The organism is Bradyrhizobium sp. SPXBL-04, assembly GCF_051853035.1.
GTDB classification, from domain to species: domain Bacteria; phylum Pseudomonadota; class Alphaproteobacteria; order Rhizobiales; family Xanthobacteraceae; genus Bradyrhizobium; species Bradyrhizobium zhanjiangense.
The window spans coordinates 4773825-4791435 of record NZ_CP182472.1; the positions used below are offsets into that span (position 1 = coordinate 4773825).

The 17611-nt window shown below is 64.3% G+C and carries 12 protein-coding genes; 6 read left to right on the forward strand and 6 right to left on the reverse strand.

Going from position 1 to position 17611, the window contains the following annotated elements:
• Positions 1-64: 64 nt before the first annotated feature.
• The gene (locus ACNJX8_RS22660) at positions 65-1168 is read right to left on the reverse strand and encodes an anhydro-N-acetylmuramic acid kinase (RefSeq protein ID WP_249761350.1); all 1104 of its coding nucleotides are present in this window, start codon (positions 1166-1168) and stop codon (positions 65-67) included.
• 165 nt (positions 1169-1333) lie between these two features.
• Here ACNJX8_RS22660 and tyrS point away from each other — a divergent pair, with 165 nt between their 5' ends.
• The 4 genes from tyrS to ACNJX8_RS22680 all read left to right on the forward strand — a co-directional run bounded on the left by tyrS (position 1334) and on the right by ACNJX8_RS22680 (position 6620).
• Positions 1334-2587: a tyrosine--tRNA ligase gene (gene tyrS / locus ACNJX8_RS22665; protein ID WP_128943526.1), complete on the forward strand. Its 1254-nt coding sequence runs from the start codon at positions 1334-1336 to the stop codon at positions 2585-2587.
• Positions 2588-2644: 57 nt separating this feature from the next.
• Positions 2645-3916 (forward strand): MFS transporter, encoded by a 1272-nt coding sequence (locus tag ACNJX8_RS22670; protein ID WP_439356809.1) that lies wholly within the window; start codon positions 2645-2647, stop codon positions 3914-3916.
• A 221-nt stretch (positions 3917-4137) separates the two neighbouring features.
• On the forward strand, positions 4138-4575 hold the full coding sequence (locus ACNJX8_RS22675) for a DoxX family protein (protein ID WP_164940400.1): 438 nt from the start codon (positions 4138-4140) through the stop codon (positions 4573-4575).
• Positions 4576-4925: 350 nt separating this feature from the next.
• Positions 4926-6620, forward strand: a complete 1695-nt coding sequence (locus ACNJX8_RS22680; protein WP_439356810.1) for a methyl-accepting chemotaxis protein — start codon at positions 4926-4928, stop codon at positions 6618-6620.
• Between the two features lie 231 nt (positions 6621-6851).
• Here ACNJX8_RS22680 and ACNJX8_RS22685 read toward each other — a convergent pair whose 3' ends face one another.
• Complete coding sequence (locus ACNJX8_RS22685; RefSeq protein WP_439356811.1) at positions 6852-10661, reverse strand: YhdP family protein; 3810 nt, start codon at positions 10659-10661, stop codon at positions 6852-6854.
• Between the two features lie 195 nt (positions 10662-10856).
• Between ACNJX8_RS22685 and ACNJX8_RS22690 the strand changes: the two genes are divergently transcribed.
• Positions 10857-11537 carry a peroxiredoxin gene (locus ACNJX8_RS22690; RefSeq protein ID WP_439356812.1) on the forward strand — a complete coding sequence of 227 codons (681 nt, stop codon included), beginning with the start codon at positions 10857-10859 and terminating at the stop codon, positions 11535-11537.
• Between the two features lie 111 nt (positions 11538-11648).
• Positions 11649-13016 (forward strand): peptidoglycan DD-metalloendopeptidase family protein, encoded by a 1368-nt coding sequence (locus ACNJX8_RS22695; RefSeq protein ID WP_439356813.1) that lies wholly within the window; start codon positions 11649-11651, stop codon positions 13014-13016.
• A gap of 20 nt (positions 13017-13036) precedes the next feature.
• Here ACNJX8_RS22695 and ACNJX8_RS22700 read toward each other — a convergent pair whose 3' ends face one another.
• From ACNJX8_RS22700 to prfB, 4 genes are all read right to left on the reverse strand, one after another.
• The gene (locus ACNJX8_RS22700) at positions 13037-14272 is read right to left on the reverse strand and encodes an ABC transporter substrate-binding protein (protein WP_439356814.1); all 1236 of its coding nucleotides are present in this window, start codon (positions 14270-14272) and stop codon (positions 13037-13039) included.
• A 109-nt stretch (positions 14273-14381) separates the two neighbouring features.
• Positions 14382-15293, reverse strand: a complete 912-nt coding sequence (locus ACNJX8_RS22705) for a DMT family transporter (protein ID WP_439356815.1) — start codon at positions 15291-15293, stop codon at positions 14382-14384.
• 145 nt (positions 15294-15438) lie between these two features.
• Positions 15439-16422 carry an NAD(P)-dependent oxidoreductase gene (locus ACNJX8_RS22710; protein ID WP_439361955.1) on the reverse strand — a complete coding sequence of 328 codons (984 nt, stop codon included), beginning with the start codon at positions 16420-16422 and terminating at the stop codon, positions 15439-15441.
• Positions 16323-17454, reverse strand: a protein-coding gene (gene prfB / locus ACNJX8_RS22715) for a peptide chain release factor 2 (RefSeq protein WP_128934108.1) whose coding sequence is annotated in 2 segments (ribosomal slippage) — positions 16323-17384 and positions 17386-17454 — 1131 coding nt in all. Because the reading frame shifts where the segments join, the coding sequence is not laid out codon by codon here. Before prfB ends, ACNJX8_RS22710 begins: the two co-directional genes overlap by 100 nt.
• Positions 17455-17611 lie beyond the last annotated feature (157 nt).

Here is a 17611-nt window from a genome sequence, read left to right on the forward strand (position 1 = left end):
TCTATATAGATGCAATTGCATTAACTCGTCAAGGTCGGTGCGTCTGCATCAACTGCCTGTGACTTCAGGGCCGTGCGATCACCCCGCCCGTCATCGGCATCGGCACGCCCGTGGTCGCCGGATAGGACAGCGGCAGGCCCTTCAGTCCGCGGGCGGCGAGGAAGCCGAAGGCCTGCGCCTCGATGGCGTCGGAGGCCCAGCCGAGCGTTTCGGCGGCCTCGACGGTGGCCGAGCCGACCCGCTCGCGCAGCATCCGCAGCATGGTGAGGTTGCGAGCCCCGCCGCCGCAGACGATCCAGCTGCGCGGCCGCCGCGGCAGCAATGGAATGACCCGGGCGATGGCCGCCGCGGTAAAGGCGGTCAGCGTCGCGGCGCCGTCGGCCGGCGGCATGTCGCCGAGCTTCAGCGCAGCAAAATCATTGCGGTCGAGCGACTTTGGCGGCGGAGCTGCAAAGAACGGCAGCTCCAGTGCGCGCGCGATCCAGGCCTCATCAGCCTTGCCGAGCGCGGCGAATTTTCCTTCGGCATCGAACGCCTGGTTCATGCGGCGGTACATGAAGTCGTCGAGCAGCGCATTGCCGGGTCCGGTGTCGCAGGCGATCAGCGTGTCGTTGCCGTCGATATAGGTGATGTTGGAGACGCCGCCGATATTGACCACGACAATCGGGCCCTCGCGCTCGAGCGAATTGGCCAGCGCCCGGTGGTAAACCGGCACGAACGGCGCGCCCTGCCCGCCGGCCTCGACGTCGGCGGCGCGGAAATCATGCACCACTGGGATATGGATCGCCTTGGCCAGCGCCGGCCCATCGCCGATCTGCACCGTCAACCGCTTTTCGGGCCTGTGCAGCACGGTCTGGCCGTGGAAGCCGACAATGTCGATGTCCTCCGGCCTCATCCGGTTCTGCGCGACGAAAGTGGCGACCGCCTCGGCATGGGCCCGCGTCACCACGCGCTCCGCCTCGGCCAGGATCCCCGGCCGAGCATCGCGTTGGGACAGGTGCACGGCCTCGCTCAGCGCCTGGCGCAGCAGGTTGCGCTCAGCGGGACTATAGGGCCGGTAGCCGGTCGGCCCGAACGCCTTCACCTGCTTACCGTCGGTTTCGATCAGCGCGACATCCACACCGTCCAGCGAGGTGCCGCTCATCAAACCGAGTGCCGTCAACATCATGGATCAGCGTCCTCAAAAGACCTGCCCTGGCATGCCGATCTTGTGCCAGAGGGACACATCTTATAATGCCACAGCGCCAAGTGGCGGGTGGCAATCGAGTTCCCATGCAAGACTCTTAAATTGCCCCCAAAACAGTAAACCAAGAATTGTCAGGCACGCCGACAGATGACTGCATTTAAATCGGATTTCCTCAATACCCTGCAGGAACGTGGATTCATCCACCAGTGCTCCGATTTCGAGGGGCTGGACGCGCTCGCCGCCAAGGGTGAGGCGACCACCTATGTCGGCTACGATTGCACCGCCCCCTCGCTGCATATCGGCAACTATCTGACCATGATGATGCTGCACTGGCTCCAGCAGTCGGGCAACAAGCCGATCACGCTGATGGGCGGCGGTACCACGATGGTGGGCGATCCCTCCGGCAAGGACGAGACGCGCGCGATGCGCACCGTCGCCGAGATCGAGGCCAACAAGGCCTCGATCCGCGGCGTGTTCGCAAAGGTGCTGCGCTATGGCGAGGGCAAGAGCGACGCGGTCATGCTCGACAATGCGGAGTGGCTGACCAAGCTGAACTGGATCGAGATGCTGCGCGACGTCGGCCGGCATTTTTCGGTCAACCGCATGCTGACCATGGACTCCGTGCGGCTGCGCCTCGAGCGCGAGCAGGAGATGAGCTTCATCGAGTTCAACTACATGGTCTGCCAGGCCTACGATTTCGTCGAGCTCGCCAAGCGCACCGGCTGCCGCCTGCAGATGGGCGGCTCCGACCAGTGGGGCAACATCATCATGGGCGTCGATCTCGGCCGCCGCATGGGCACGCACCAGCTGTTCGCGCTGACGACGCCGCTGCTGACAACGGCGTCCGGCGCCAAGATGGGCAAGACGGCGCAAGGCGCGGTCTGGCTCAACGCCGACCAGTTCTCGCCGTATGATTTCTGGCAGTACTGGCGCAACACCGAGGATGCCGACGTCGGCAAATTCCTGAAGCTGTTCACGACGCTGCCGATAGCTGAGATCAAGAAGCTCGAGGGGCTCGGCGGCTCCGAGATCAACGAGGCCAAGAAGGTGCTCGCGACCGAAGCGACCGCGCTGCTGCACGGTCGCGACGCTGCCAACGAGGCAGCCGAAACTGCGCGCCGCACCTTCGAGGAAGGTGCGCTCGCCGAAACCCTGCCGACGGTGGAAATTCCGCGTGGCGAGCTCGATGCAGGTTTCGGCGTGCTCAACGCCTTCGTTAAGGCGGGCTTGGTTGCCTCCAACGGCGAAGCCCGGCGCCAGATCAAGGGCGGCGGCCTGCGCATCAACGACGCGCCGGTCACCGACGAGAAGATGGCGCTGTCAGGAGCAAATCTGACGCCGGAGGGCGTGATCAAGCTGTCGTTCGGCAAGAAGAAGCACGTCCTCATCAAGCCTGCATAGGCGTATGAGCTTTTCGCTGCTTGTCAGGGCGCGCCGAAGCGCGCTCCCTGACCGGCAATGGACCAGAACACGCCCAGGGAAACCAACAGGGAAACGAACAGGGATGGCGTCGCGGTAACGCCGCAAGGCGCCGTGCAAATCGCGCTCACCGTGCTCGCGCTCTGCTTCACACTGGCTGTGCTGGGCCGCGGGCTCGGCGACAGTTTTACGGTGTTCCTGAAGCCGATCTCCGAGAGCTTCGGCTGGGACCGCGCGCAGATCGTCTCGGTCTATTCGCTGACCTGGCTCGCCAGCGGTCTCACCGCGCCCTTCGTCGGACGCCTGTTCGATCATTCCGGACCGCGCCTCGTCTATGCGCTCGGGCTGCTGTTGCTCGGCGCTGCGTTCCTAATCGCGGCGCACGCACAGCACCTGTGGCAATTCCAGCTCTCGGTCGGCCTCTGCGTCGGTATCGGCATTGCCTTCATCGGCATCGTACCGAACTCGATCCTGCTTGGCCGCTGGTTCGGGCCCCGCCTGCCGACTGCGATGTCGGTGGTCTATTCGGCGATGGGCGGCGGCGTGCTGGCACTGCTGCCGGCCTCGCAGCTTCTGATCGATCACATCGGCTGGCGCGGCACCTACCAGCTGTTCGGCTTCGCGGCTCTGGGCCTGCTGGTGCCGCTCATGCTGCTGCCGTGGCGGCTGTTCGCTGCCGGCTCGCCGCATGTCGTGAAGAAGACCGATCCTGATTTCGTGGACAACGGCTGGACGCTTCTCGGTGCCATGCGGCACCACGCATTCTGGGCGCTGTTCTCGACCTTCTTCTTCACCGCGGTCGGCATGTATGCGATCGCCGCACAGATCGTGGCCTATCTGATCGACGCCGGCTTTCCGCCGCTCCAGGCCGCGACCGCCTGGGGCTTCTCCGGCGTCGTGCTGGTGTTCGGCATGTTGGGAGTCTCCGCCCTCGACGGGCTGATCGGGCGCCGCCCGTCGGTGCTGCTGAGCTACGCGATCTCGATCCTCGGCATCTTCCTGCTCTGGCTCTTGCAGTATGATCCAAACATCATCCTGCTCAGCGGTTTCGTCGTCTGCTTCGGCAGCATGATGGGCTCGCGCGGCCCGCTGATCAGCGCCACCGCGATGAGAATCTTCCAGGGTAAACGCGTCGGCACCATCTACGGTACCATCTCGATCGGCAGCGGCCTCGGCTCGGCATTCGGCTCCTGGAGCGGCGGCCTGATTCATGATGCAACCCACGGCTACAATGCAGTGCTCGCCTTCGCACTTGCGAGCGTGGTGCTCGGGATGATTCCGTTCCTGGTCGTGCCCGCCTTGCGGCGGTAGGTTTCTCAGGGGTAACTTGAGTTCATTGGCGTCACCGGACAATTACGGGTGGGCATGACGCAAACACGAGCAAAAAATTCGGATCGAACGCGAGCCTGCGGTGTTTTGTCTGACATGACGAAAATGTCAGAGCGGAATTCATCCTGGGTGGCTTGCGAGGCCGAACCGAATGCGGTCCAAGTCTCAGCATTGGGTCACAGCATTGGATGGAGGGCAAACCAATGAACTTTCCTTATCTCACCCGCTTTGAACCGGTTCTCCTGAGCCTGTTCCGCTTCATCACCGGCCTGTTGCTGTTCCAGTACGGTATCGCCAAGCTGTTCAAGTTTCCGGTGCTCCCGTACTTCGCGAACATCCCGCCGATCATCTACGCGGCCGGTACGCTCGAGCTTGTGCTCGGAGCGCTCCTGATGCTCGGCCTGTTTACCCGCCTCTCGGCTTTCATTCTCTCGGGTGAAATGGCCTTCGCCTACTTCATGGGCCACATGTTCAAGGGCGAAGCGCCGGTGTTCCTGCCGCTGCTCAACGGCGGCACCGCCGCGATCCTGTTCTGCTTCGCCTGTCTCTACCTCTCGGCAGCCGGCGGCGGCACGGTCAGCGTCGATGCGGCGATGGGCAAGGAAAGCGAATCGACCGGCGGCGCCTACGCGCGGCGCTGACCCGCGCAATTGGCGTGCAAGTAACGGATGGCGCCGGCAGCTTCGCCGGTGTCATCTACCGCGAGCCCAGCACGTTCCAGATCAGGACGAGGGCCGCCACGAGCAGCACGGACATGATGATGCGGTGAACGAATCGATTCATCGCCGTCCCGGCCAGGCTCGGTCATAACCATAATCCAGCATCATTTCTCACCGCGATCTGGCGCGCCATGCGCAGGCGAAGCGCGTTGCGCCTGCACATTTGCGCATGCGGCCGCGTGCGCGGCAGCGCGTCGCACGCGTCCGTTCATGATTGGTAAGAACTTCATGCTACCGACGCGTGCAATAACAACCATTCCATAGGGGCCGCGATGCAGCTGCTGAGTCATCTCAAGATCCGCACCAAGCTCGCCAGCATGGTCTGCCTCGCGGCGCTTACGGTCACGGCCATCATTGGGGTATCGGCCGTGCTCAGCAAGAGCCGCATGATGGAGGACCGCGTCCAGCAGACGCGGACCGCGGTGGAGCTCCTCTATAACTACGCGCAATCGCTCCAGGACGAGGTGACGGCCGGCAAGCTCACGCAAGCCGAGGCCAAGAGCTCGTTCCACCAGCGCGGCCGACGCATGAGCTTCAATGGTGGCCAGGGCTACCCGGTGGTCTATAATCAGGACACCTCCCTGGTCGTGAACGGCGCCAATCAGCAGCTCGAAGGCAAGATCACCGGCGCCAAGGATTCCAACGGCGTGCTGATCGCCGACGCCATCATCAAGGCCGGCAGCGAGACCGCGCAAGGCGGTGTGACCTCGTATCTCTATCCCCGCCCCGGCCAGACCGAGCCGGTCCGCAAGACCGTGTTCGCGCGCAAATTCGCGCCCTGGAACGTGACCATCAGCTACGGACTCTATGTCGACGACATCGACGCCGACGTGCGCGCACTGACGCTAGAGCTGGCCGCCGTCGGCATCGGCCTGATGCTGCTGATGGCGACGCTGTCCTGGCTGATCGCCCGCGACGTGCTCGGCGCGCTCGACCGCCAGAAGAACCGCATGCAGGAGATTTCCGAAGGCGCCATCGACAAGGTGGTCGAGGAGACCGACCGCGGCGACGAGATCGGCCGCATGGCCGAGACGCTCGAAGTGCTGCGGCAAACCGCGCTGACGGCACGCACCCTGGAGGCTGAGCAGGTCGCCACCAAGGCCCGCAGCGAGCAGGAGAAGCGCGATGCCTTGATCGCGCTTGCCGACCGCTTCGATGCCTCCGTCGGCCAGCTCGTCGGCCTGATGGCTTCGGGCTCTGGCGAACTCGAGGCCACCGCCAAGTCGATGTCGTCCACCGCCGAAGGCACCAACCGCCGCGCTGCCGTGGTCGGCTCGGCCGCCACCGAGGCCAGCCAGCGCGTCCAGACGGTTGCGGCTGCAGCCGAAGAGCTCTCCTCCTCCATCACCGAGATCAGCCGTCAGGTCGCGCAGTCTGCCGAGGTCACCGGACGCGCGGTGGACAGTGCCCGCCGCACCGACACCATCGTGCGCGCGCTGTCCGATGGTGCCCAGCAGATCGAGCACGTCGCCGAGCTGATCTCCAGCATCGCGGCACAGACCAATCTGCTCGCGCTCAACGCCACCATCGAGGCCGCACGCGCGGGCGAAGCCGGTCGCGGCTTCGCCGTCGTCGCATCCGAGGTGAAGTCGCTCGCGAGCCAGACCGCAGAAGCCACCCGCGAGATCGGCGACAAGATCGCCCAGATCCAGGGCGCGACCAAGGAAGCGGTGGACGCGATCGGCGGCATCACCGCCACCATCGAGGAGGTCAGCCGCATCGCCACCTCGATCGGCGCTGCCATCGAGGAGCAAGGCGCCGCCACCGCCGAGATAGCCCGTAGCGTCTCGCAGACCGCGGAGGCGACCAAGGAGGTCACCACCAATATCGGTGGCGTCAGCACGGCTGCGAACGAGACCGGCAATGCCGCCGGCATGGTGCTCGCGGCGGCCTCGGGCCTCTCCAAGCAGGCCGAACAGCTCTCCGGCGAAGTCGGCACGTTCCTGGCCGGCGTGCGCGCGGCGTAGGCGACGGGGCGTAGTCCAGAGCAGGCGATCGATTGAGCCGCGGGTCCTACACCTCTCCCGCTTGCGGGAGAGGTCGGCGCGAAGCGCCGGGTGAGGGCTTTCTCCTCATTGGGAATCTCGCTGCGGAGACACCCTCTCCCCACCCCTCTCCCGCAAGCGGGAGAGGGAGCGCACCTTACTTCGTGGCCACAATCGAATCTGATCAGCTACGAACTACAACGAGCCCCGCTTCTATCGCCGCGCGAGGCTGCAGCCGCTCGACAGCTGGCGCGTCGATCCGGTCGAGCCGTCGTTCGACTGCGACGGGAATTCGTCGAACGGCGAGTTCTGCTTACCGGTGTTGAATTCGAAGATCTTGCGGAACAGGCCCGGTGCCATCGCCGAGATCGGATTGACGCGCATCACGGGCGCGGCCGGCGTGCCGACAACCTCGTAGGTCACGCCGATCAGCCCTTCGTTGTTGCCGCCGCCGAGGAAGATGCCGAACAGCGGGATCTGGCCGAAGATGTTGTTGACGCCATACATCGGCACGAAGGTGCCGCTCATGCAGACCTGGTTGCCGGGATAGTCGATCGAGCCCTCGATAGTGGCGCCGATCATCGGTCCCTTGACCACGCCGTCGCGGATCGTGAGCGCGCCATTCTGCCGGGTGAACTCGGCGCGGAGCGCGCTGAAGGAGACGCCGTTGCCGGTGCCGTTGGGCGCGCCGGCAGCGACGCGTTCGAGCTGCGCCTCGCCCTTCACCGTGAAGTCGCGCACGTTGATGAGACCCTCGCGCGACGTGTTCGGCTCGGACGTCGGCGGCTCCATCGCTACCACCATCTGGCCGCCAACCGCCTTGGTGTAGGTGTCGGTGAAGCGCAGCAGCGCGCCGGCGTCGTTGGTCTGGAGGTAGATCACCTCGCGATTGCCTTGCGCGCGGCCGCCGCGCAGGTCGGCCGCAACAGGCGTATCGCGACCGATCTTGCCGCTCAGCGTAAATGCTTTGATGGCGCCATTGCGTTTCGACATCTTCGCGTCGACGCTGCGCATCGCCTCGCCGTTGAAGCCCGCGACGGCGCCGAGCTTCACGTCGATGTCGAAATCGACGTTCTTCATCTTGTTCTTGCCGTCGTCCTTGGAATTGCCTGAGATCGCCGATTTCAGAAAGCCGCGGCCGTCAAAGACGTCGCCGCGCATGGTGCCGCGCAGCACGCCGTCCTGACCGCGCTCGGCCTTCAATGAGGTCTTGTCGCCGTCAGAGGGCGAATAGGTTGGGAAATTCACGTTCATGAGGTCGCCGTTCGCGTCGACCTCGAGCGAGCCCTTGATCGAGGCGCCGCCGCCTTCGATGACGATATCTTCCAGGCGCGTCGATTGCGCCGTCGGCACCACCTTGAAGCTGGCCTTGCCGGACTTACCCGGCAGCTTGACCCAGCCGGGCAGGATGTTGTCGAGCTTGACCGAGGTCAGGTCAGCCTCGACGCCGAGCTTCGTGGTCTGGTCCGCGGCGCTCGCGATCTTGCCCGACAGCTTGATCGGCAACGATCCGCTGACGGCGGGGCTCAGATCGAATCCGAGACGCGCGCGGCTGGCATCGTCCAGCGTCGCCTGCAATCTGACGTCCGCATCGCCTTCAGTCGGCTTGCGATAATCGATCGAGGCAGCTTGTCCGTTGATCTTGACGTCGCCCTTGACCTGATAGCCCTGGTTGCTCGCGACGATCTTGAGGTTGTTGGCCTCAAGCCTCTGGTTCATCACCAGCTTGTCGGCGGCAAAGCCGTTGAGGTCGGCGGTCACGGCATAGGTGGTGTCGGCCTTGGTCAGCTCGCCCTTGACCGGCATGCCGAGCTGGATGTTCGCCGAGAACGTTCCCTTGCTGGTGTTGGGATCGACGACGGTCGACGACAGATCGCTCAGGCGATCATTGGCGAGCATTTCGGCCGCAGCGGGAACGGGTCCCTCGACGCGGAACTTCGTGCGCGACGGCGACGGCTTGGGCGCCATGTCCGGCACTTCGAAGGTGAAGTCGGAGATCGTGATCTTGCGGCCGGCGGGGGTATCGGCAATGCCCTGGGCGATATTCACGGTCGCGGTACGCCCGGTCACCCGCGCCTTCAGATCGGCATCGTGCACAACCGGCATGCCGTCCACGGGACGGACTGCGACGCCGCTGGCGACGATGTTGACCGACAGGCCGTCGTCGGGAATCGGCGGGCCCTTGCGCGGCAGGTTCTTCGTCGGCGAATTGATGCCGATCTCGATGCGCTGGAGCGTGCCACGCTCGATCCGCTCGATCACCCATTCACGCAGCTCGGGAACGATCAATGTGGGCCACATCCGCTTCAGCGCGGAGGCCGACATCGGCGTTCCCGCAAAGCCGAGCGTCAGCCGCGGCTCACCGGAATAGTCGATGGCACCGGTGCCGGCGACGCCGATCTCGCCATTGCTGATATCGGCCTGCGTCAGCAAGAGACGCTTGTGGTCGGTGTCGAAACGGAAGCCGATCGCAATCCGGTTGAAGACGAGCGGCGGCTCGTTGTCGATGCCACCCAGCAGGATCGAGCCGCCACTGAAGCCGAGCTGCCAATCATTGGTAGCGCCGTTCGGTGGCTCGAGATGCCCCAGCAGCGTCAGGCGGTTGGCGCCAGAGAGAACCTTCAACGGTGCGACCAGCACCCGCCGGTTCGCGTCCCACTCGACGTTGATCTCGGCCTGATCGATCGCCATCGGATAATCGGGCGTGTCGGTATCGATGATGTTGCCGGCGCCGACCGCGATCTTGCCACGGAAGAAGGTCGGCACGCCGTCGCGGCCGAGCTCGCCTTTCAGCTCGCCCGTCAGCGGCAGGTCAGCGGTATAGGTGAGATCCTTGACCCGCAGCGCCAACAGGATGTTGGAGGTCGAGACCTTGTCGGCGCGGATATCGACCGAGCGCACGCCGTTCTCGACCGGCCCGATCGTGGCGCGCAGCATCCACGGACGCGCGCCCTCCTCGCCGAGGCTAAGCGTAACGCCGCCACGGCTCGGCCGGCGCAGGCTCAGCGTGATGTTCTCGAACGACCATTTGCTACCACGCTGCTGGTCGTCGACGATCAGATTGCCGTTCTTCAGACCGATCTCGTTGAGGTTCTGACCGTCGAGGCCGGTCATGCTCAGACTGTCGAGCCAGTCGAGGCCCTGCAGAATTCCGCTCTGTGCGGTCGCCTGAGGCGCGGCCTGGGACGCGTCCGGGCTCGCAGGCTGAGTGGCGAATGGCGGCGGTGGGACGCCATTGCGCGGGAATGTCGGCGGCAGGCCCGCCTCTTTCTTGGAGGCCACGCCGGTAGCCAGCGGCTTTGCGGTGTCGCCGGCCGAGACCGTGACGGTGCCGTCAGGCGCGATGCGGATCGCGAGCTCGGCATCGACGAGATTGAGGCTTTCGGCGCGCAGATGCCCCATCAGGAGACCCGCACCCGATAGCTTCACCTCGGCCTTCGGCGCACTGGCGACAATGGCGTGATCGCGGTCGCGGACGATGATGTCACGGATGCGGACGGCGATACGGACCCGCCCCGCCCGCTCGATCTGCGTGCCGCCCACCTCCACGGTGTTGCCGTGGCCGATATTGTCCTCGATGGCGGCTGCCAGCCATGGCGTTGCAATGTCGAGATTGATGGGACCCGCGCCGAGCCGCCACCACAGCGCGCCGAAACAGCCGACGAAAATGACGATGAGGGCACTGACGACAATGGCAAAGCGCATCAGCCATCGACCGCCGCCCAGCCAGCGGTGCAACGACCTGAATCCGTCACCGAAACGATGGAAGCCCGAATTGGAGCGCGACAGCAGCCGGCGCGCGCGATGGCCCGCCGCCTCCTCCTGATCCGGATCCCAATCGGCGTCGTCCCATTCCTGCGGCTGTGGTTGACCGCCGCGCCGATCGAAGTCCCGGTTGTAGTCCTGGGGCGACTTATTCCTTGCCATTGCCTCTCGATACAGGCGCCCATCATAGGATTGAGCGCCGCCGGGACCGCAGCCGTCGATGGGGAGCGAAGACCCCCGCGCCGGCACTGCCGCCATACCTCGAATATTCCTGCTGTTCGTCATTTCGCCCCGGAAGCGCGTTCAACGAGCAGTGGGGTGGTGCGTGGAATTCCTTGTAACCATACTCCGGCGTCGTCAGACTTGCCCAGCCGAGGGCGCGATTCCGGGGCACCGGACGAGAGCTGCAATACCGCTTTGGTTGACCTGCCGAAAGCGACGAAAGGAAGGCGTATGTCCAAGAAATCCCAAAAGAAATCGTCCAAAACGCCCTCCGGCAGTCCGACGGCTAAAAAGAAGCCCGTGAAAACGCGGGCAACGACTCAAACAAGGTCCGCGAAAACACAGCGGACACCGGCGAGCAAATCAACCAAGACAGTAGCAAAAGCAGGATCACATAAGGCCCCATCGAAACAGTTAAATTCCTCCAAATCGCCGGGGGCGGCGAAGGCCGCCTTGACCGAGTGTCAGAAGGCTCCCGCCTTCCGCCTGCCCCGCGACGGCGGCGACGTGGTCACGCTTACGGACTACGCCGGCCAAAAGCTCGTGCTGTTCTTCTATCCCCGGGCCGACACGCCCGGTTGTACCAGGGAGGCCATCGATTTCACCCGACTGGCGGACGCCTTTACGGCTGCCGGCACCGCCGTGCTCGGTATCTCCGCCGATCCGTTAAAGGCCCAGGAGAAGTTCCGCGACAAGCACAAGCTCGCCATGCCCCTCATCTCGGATGAGACGCACGAGATGCTGGAGGCCTATGGCGCCTGGGGCGAAAAGTCCATGTATGGCAAGCGCTTCCTTGGAATTCTTCGCACCACGGTACTGGTCGGGGGCGATGGCAGAGTGGCCAGGGTCTGGCGCAATGTCCGGGTCGACGGCCATGCCGATGAGGTGCTGGCAGCGGCAAGAAGTCTTTAACCAGTCCTTTAAATTCGAATGTTCCCGTTTCCGGAAAATTAACCATGACCGGCCCAGATTGCTGCGGCAATTAGGCCGTTACGGACTCATCCGACCGGCGCGGGAGTGCCGATGTCGAAAAGTTCTGCCCAATACTCGCAGTACCCCCAACATCATCCTCACGACCACGGAAGGGCCTTCCATCGCCGTCCTACCGCCGCCGCAACGGCGGTTGCGATTCCCCTCCCCACCACCGACGACGCCTACACCATCGTCCATGCCGGCAAGCAGGTCCGCTTCGGACCCGTGGTGTTCTGGATCGTGGTCGGCACGGTGGTGCTGCTCGGGCTATGGTCGGCCGCGACCGCCACCTATTTCGCCTTCCGCGACGACGTTCTGACCCGGCTGATCGCCCGCCAGGCCGAGATGCAGTACGCCTATGAGGACCGTATCGCCGAGCTGCGGGCCAAGGTCGACCGCACCACCAGCCGACAGCTGCTCGACCAGGAGCAGTTCGACCAGAAGCTCGACCAGATCATGAAGCGCCAGACGGCGCTGGAGTCCCGGGCTACGGCGCTCGGCGCCATGCCCGACGTGACCGGATCGATCCCGCGCGCGACACCGCAGCGTGGTGACGCCGGCCAGAACGCAACGCAGGGCACGCCCAAGCCGTCGCCGATCAGCGACACCGTGATCTTCGTGGCCCCGCCGGATCGCGAAGCGCGGCTCGAATCGCGCGCGCCCACCGTCGCGGCGCCGCCGACCAGCCAATTCGCCAAGAACTGGGGCTTCGACAACGTCCTGGTCCGGCTCACGACTTCGCTTGATCAGGTCGAGCGGCGCCAGATGGCGGCGCTCAATGCCGTCGAGGAAGGCATGGATTCACGCATGCGCCGGATGCGCGGCGTCGTCAGCGATCTCGGCCTCAACCTCGCCAGTCTCGAAGCCGCCGTACCGCGCACCGCGATGGGCGGGCCTTTCGTACCCGTCAAATTGACGCCCAACGCCGGGCCGTTCGAGAAGCAGCTCTACCGCCTCAACACCACGCGCACCGAGTTGGACCGCCTCAATCGCACGCTGGCGCTGGTGCCCTATCGCAAGCCCGTCATCGGCGAGGTCGAATTCACCTCCGGCTTCGGCGTGCGCAGCGATCCGTTCCTCGGCCGGCCCGCGATGCATACCGGGCTCGACTTCCGCGCCGCCACCGGCGATCCCGTTCGCGTCACCGCCAACGGCAAGGTGGTTTCCGCCGGCTGGTCTGGCGGCTACGGCCGCATGGTCGAGGTCGACCACGGCAACGGGCTTTCGACCCGCTATGGCCATCTCTCCGAGATCAACGTCAGGGTCGGCGAGGTCGTGAAGATCGGCCAGGTGGTCGGTCTCGTCGGCTCGACCGGCCGTTCCACTGGTCCGCATTTGCACTATGAGACCCGCATCGAGGGCGAAGCAGTCGATCCGCAGAAATTTTTGCGTGCGGGCGTGCGGCTCAGCGCGGGCTAAGCCTCGATCTTCAGCCGCGACTACTGGCCGCGCTCGTGGCCGACCTCGCCGGTGATGACGTCGCCGAACAGCTCCCAGGCCTGCCCGTTGAACCGCATCAGTTGCATCTGCTCGATCGGGAAATAGTCGTCGGGCGAGGTGTTGACCATAATGCCCGGCAGCATCAGGTCGGTGTGGAAGTTCTTCAGGTTGGCGGCCTGCTTCATGACGTTCTCGCGGGTGAGATTGTCGCCGCACTGCTTCAGGACCTGGGCCATCGCCTCGGCCTGAACATAGCCATAGACGTTGTTGGAGTTGGTCTTGTCGCCGTCAGGATAATACTTGCCCATGAACGCGCGCCAGCTAATCACGGCCGGGTCCTTATCCCAGGTCGGATCGGTTGGATCCTTCAAGTAGATCGTCGAGATGATGTCCTTGGAATAGTCGAGCCCGGCGGGCTTGAGCACCGAGGCGACCGAGGTCGCGGTGTTGGCCAGGAAGAACTTTGGTTTCCAGCCGAGCTCACCCACTTTCCGGATCGCCTGCGCCGAGCCTTTCGGCGCGGCCCAGGAGAAGAAGATGTCGGCGCCGGAATCATGCAGCGCCACGATCTGCGAGTCGATCGAGGGGTCGCTGACCTCATAGGATTTGTCGGCGATGATCATGCTCGCCTTGTCGCCGAGCCCGTCCTTCAGGCCCTTGAACTGGTCTTTGCCGGCGTCGTCGTTCTGCCAGAACACCGCGATCTTGCCATTCGGAAAGTTGTCGCGGATGTACTTTGCGTAGATCCGACCCTCGCTCTGGTAGTTCGGCTGGAAACCCATGGTCCACGGGAAATTCTTGGGATCGCCGAACTTGGTGCCGCCCGAGGCGACGAAGAGCTGCGGCACCTTCTTCGCGTTCATGTACTTCATGATCGCGGAGTTCGAGGGCGTGCCGAGCGGCTGGAAGATCAGGAGGACCTCGTCGCTCTCGACCAGCTTGCGCGCCTGCTCGATCGCCTTCGGCGGCGAATAGGCATCGTCATAGCTGATGAAGTTGATCTTGCGGCCGTTGATGCCGCCCTGGTCGTTGATCATCCGGAAGAAGGCCGCTTCGGTTTTGCCGATCACGCCATAGGATGACGCCGGCCCGCTATAGGGCATGATGTTGCCGATTTTGATTTCGGTGTCGGAAGCGCCGGGGTCGTATCTCTTCTGCGCCAAGGCCGGTGCCGCGGCGAGCGCTCCGGCAACAAGCACGGCGAGGGCGGCGAGATTCTTGCGACGACCCGGCATTGGTCTCTCCCCTATGTTTTGTAGTCTTGTTTTGCTGGAAGTGTCGCAAGCGGGCTTGCCGCTGGCAAGCGTCGCGATTTTCCGCGAGGTGAAACGATGGATCGGGAACTTAAGCGACGCGACACAGCAAACCGAGCACGCGCCCGTCAATCACAAGCAACGCGCTGCCGATGACGATTGCGCCCGCGATCTCGCGCATCGAGATCGGCTCGCCCAGCACCAGCCATCCCAGAAGAATGGCGGTGACGGGAATGAGCAGCGTCACCATCATGACATTGCTCGCGCCCGAGCGCCGCAGTATCTGAAAGAAGACGATGTAGGCGAACGCCGTCGACAGGCCGGCAAGGCCAAGCACCGCAAGCCAGGTTGTGAGGCTCGGCATCGGAACGCGCCACGGCTGTTCCACCACACCGGCGACGGCCGCCATCATCACTGTCGACGCCATCAGTTGAAACGTCGCCGTGCCCAGCGGAGCTGCGTCCTTCAGCAATCGCCGCGCCGCCAGCGCCGCAAAGGCGTAGCTCAACGCGCCGCCGAGGCAGAGCAGGATGCCGAGCCCCTGCCCCGGCCTTGTCTCGAAGCCCCATCCGCGCAGGATGATCACGCCGGCAAGGCCCAGCGCCACCCCGGCCATGCGACGCATCTGCAAGGTCTCGTCGCCTGCCGCCGCCATCACCACCACAGTGAACAGCGGCGTGGTCGCGTTCAGGATCGACGCCAGCCCGCTCGGAATGAAAGTCTGGCCGATCACTATGAGCGAGAACGGAATGACGTTGTTGAGCAGCCCGATCGCGATGAACGGCCTCCAGCCCATCGTGCCCGTGGGGAAGCCGATCCCCTCCATGCGGAGCAACGGCAGGAGAATGGCCGCGCCAAGCGCAACGCGGAGGAATACGAGCGTCAGCGGCGGCAATTCCCGTAAGCCTGCGCCGTTGAAGAAGAACGAGCCACCCCAGAGCACCGACAGCACGGCGAGGAGCGACCAATCGCGCGCATCGATCCGGTTATCGTTGGGTGGCATGGCGTCTCACCTCGGCGGCCGAGCTCATCGCCTAGAACGCTGCGGTGGACAGTGCCACCCGATTTCCGAATGAAGCACCGGTTTACAAAACCGGTGCTCGGAACAATGGAGCGGCCAAGGCGGCCCCATGTTGGTACACACCTGCCTACGAGGATTTCTTCGGCCGCGACACCAGCTCGATCATCCTGCCCTCATCATCGTCGGGCATCACAGCCTTTGCCTGAGCGTAGGCCTCGACGGCGGCACGCGCGACCAGAGGCTTATCAGCCAGCAGACTCTCGGCGAGCTCCACTGCATAGGCGGCATCCTTGTGCCGCAGCGCCGCCGTGAAGGTCGCGACGCCGAAGTCGCGGGCGACCATGCGCTTGGAGTGGCGCTGCACCTGTGGGCTTGCGGCGACGCCCGCCTGGATCGACTCCAGCACGAGGTTCATGTCGAGCCCGGCCTGCTCGGCGATCGCAAGGCCCTCGGCAAGGCCGGCGATCTGGATCGCGCCCATCAGATTGTTGATGAGCTTGTAGACCGTTCCGGTGCCGACCGCGCCGAAATGGCGGATGGTTGAGCCGATTGGGTCGAGATAAGGCCGCGCGCGCTCGAGATCGGCCGCATTGGCACCAACCAGCAGCGTCAGCTTTCCGCTAGCGGCCGCATCGGGCAATCCGGTCAAGGGGCAGTCGATGTAAATGAGCCCGCGCGCGTTCAGCTCGCGGCCCATCTCGCGGGCATGGTCATAGGAGACGGTCGAGCATTCGATGGCGATGGTGCCGGCCTTCGCGGTCTTGGCCGCGCCCTTGGGCCCGAGCCAGACCGCACGCGAGGCCTCGTCATCGGCGACCATGGTCACGACCGCATCGGCATCGATCGCGGCATCCTCAGGGGACGTCGCCCAATGCGCGCCGCGGGCGATCAGGTCTTCCGCTTTGGCCTTGCTGCGATTCCACAGCGTCACTGTGAAGCCGGCATCAAGATAGCGGCCGGCCATGCCGTGGCCCATCCGTCCAAGCCCGATGAAGGCGACGCGGGCCATGGCTAGTCCACGTCCTCGATGTCGCCGCTGGTGGTGCCGAAGGCGCGCTGCGCCAGCGTCGCGGCCATGAAGTCGTCGAGCTCGCCATTGAGCACGCCGGATGTGTCCGAGGTCTGCACTCCCGTGCGCAAATCCTTCACCATCTGGTAGGGCTGCAGCACGTACGAGCGGATCTGGTGGCCCCAGCCGATATCGGTCTTGGCAGCCTGGTCGGCGGCCGCCTTCTCCTCGCGCTTCTTCAGTTCGATCTCGTAAAGGCGAGCACGCAGCATGTCCCAGGCCTGCGCCCGGTTCTTGTGTTGGGAGCGGCCGGCCTGACAGACCACCGCGACACCAGTCGGAATATGCGTCAGGCGCACCGCGGATTCGGTCTTGTTGACGTGCTGACCGCCGGCACCGCCCGAACGCATGGTGTCGGTGCGGACGTCGGACTCCTTGATGTCGATCTTGATGCTGTCGTCGATGACGGGGAATACCTGCACGCTCGAGAACGAGGTGTGCCGCCGCGCGTTGGAGTCGAACGGCGAGATGCGCACCAGGCGATGCACACCCGCTTCGGTCTTCAGCCAGCCATAGGCGTTGTGGCCGGAGACCTGGATGGTCGCCGACTTGATGCCGGCCTCTTCACCCTCGGATTCTTCCAGAAATTCGACCTTGAAGCCGTGGGTTTCGGCCCAGCGCGTGTACATGCGCAAGAGCATCTGCGCCCAGTCCTGGCTTTCGGTGCCGCCAGCGCCGGCATGGACTTCGAGATAGGAATCGAAGCGGTCGGCCTCGCCCGACAGCAGCGCCTCGAGTTCACGCCGCGCCACCTCCTTCTTGAGGTTCTTCAGCGCGGCTTCGGCCTCGGCAACGACACCGTCATCGCCCTCGGCCTCGCCGAGCTCGATCATGCCGATATCGTCTTCGAGCTCCTGCTCGACCTTGCCGATGCCCGACAGCGCATCCTCCAGCGAGGTGCGCTCCTGCATCAGTTTCTGGGCTTTCTGGGGATCGTTCCAGAGATCGGGATCTTCTGCGAGCTTGTTCAGCTCAGCGAGGCGCGCCGTCGATTTCTCGACGTCAAAGATGCCTCCTCAGCAGCCCGACTGACTGCTTGATCTCTTCTACCAACCGCTCGATTTCGGCACGCATGTCGTTCTCTGATGTCGCGGAATTGTTCCGGGTTCGATTGCAACGGGATGTAACGGCGGCGGCGCCAAAGCGCAACCGCCCGCTCCCTCAAACGTCAGCGTTATCCGCTAAAGCATGATCCGGAAAAGTGCGCAGCGGCTTTCCGAAAAGATCATGC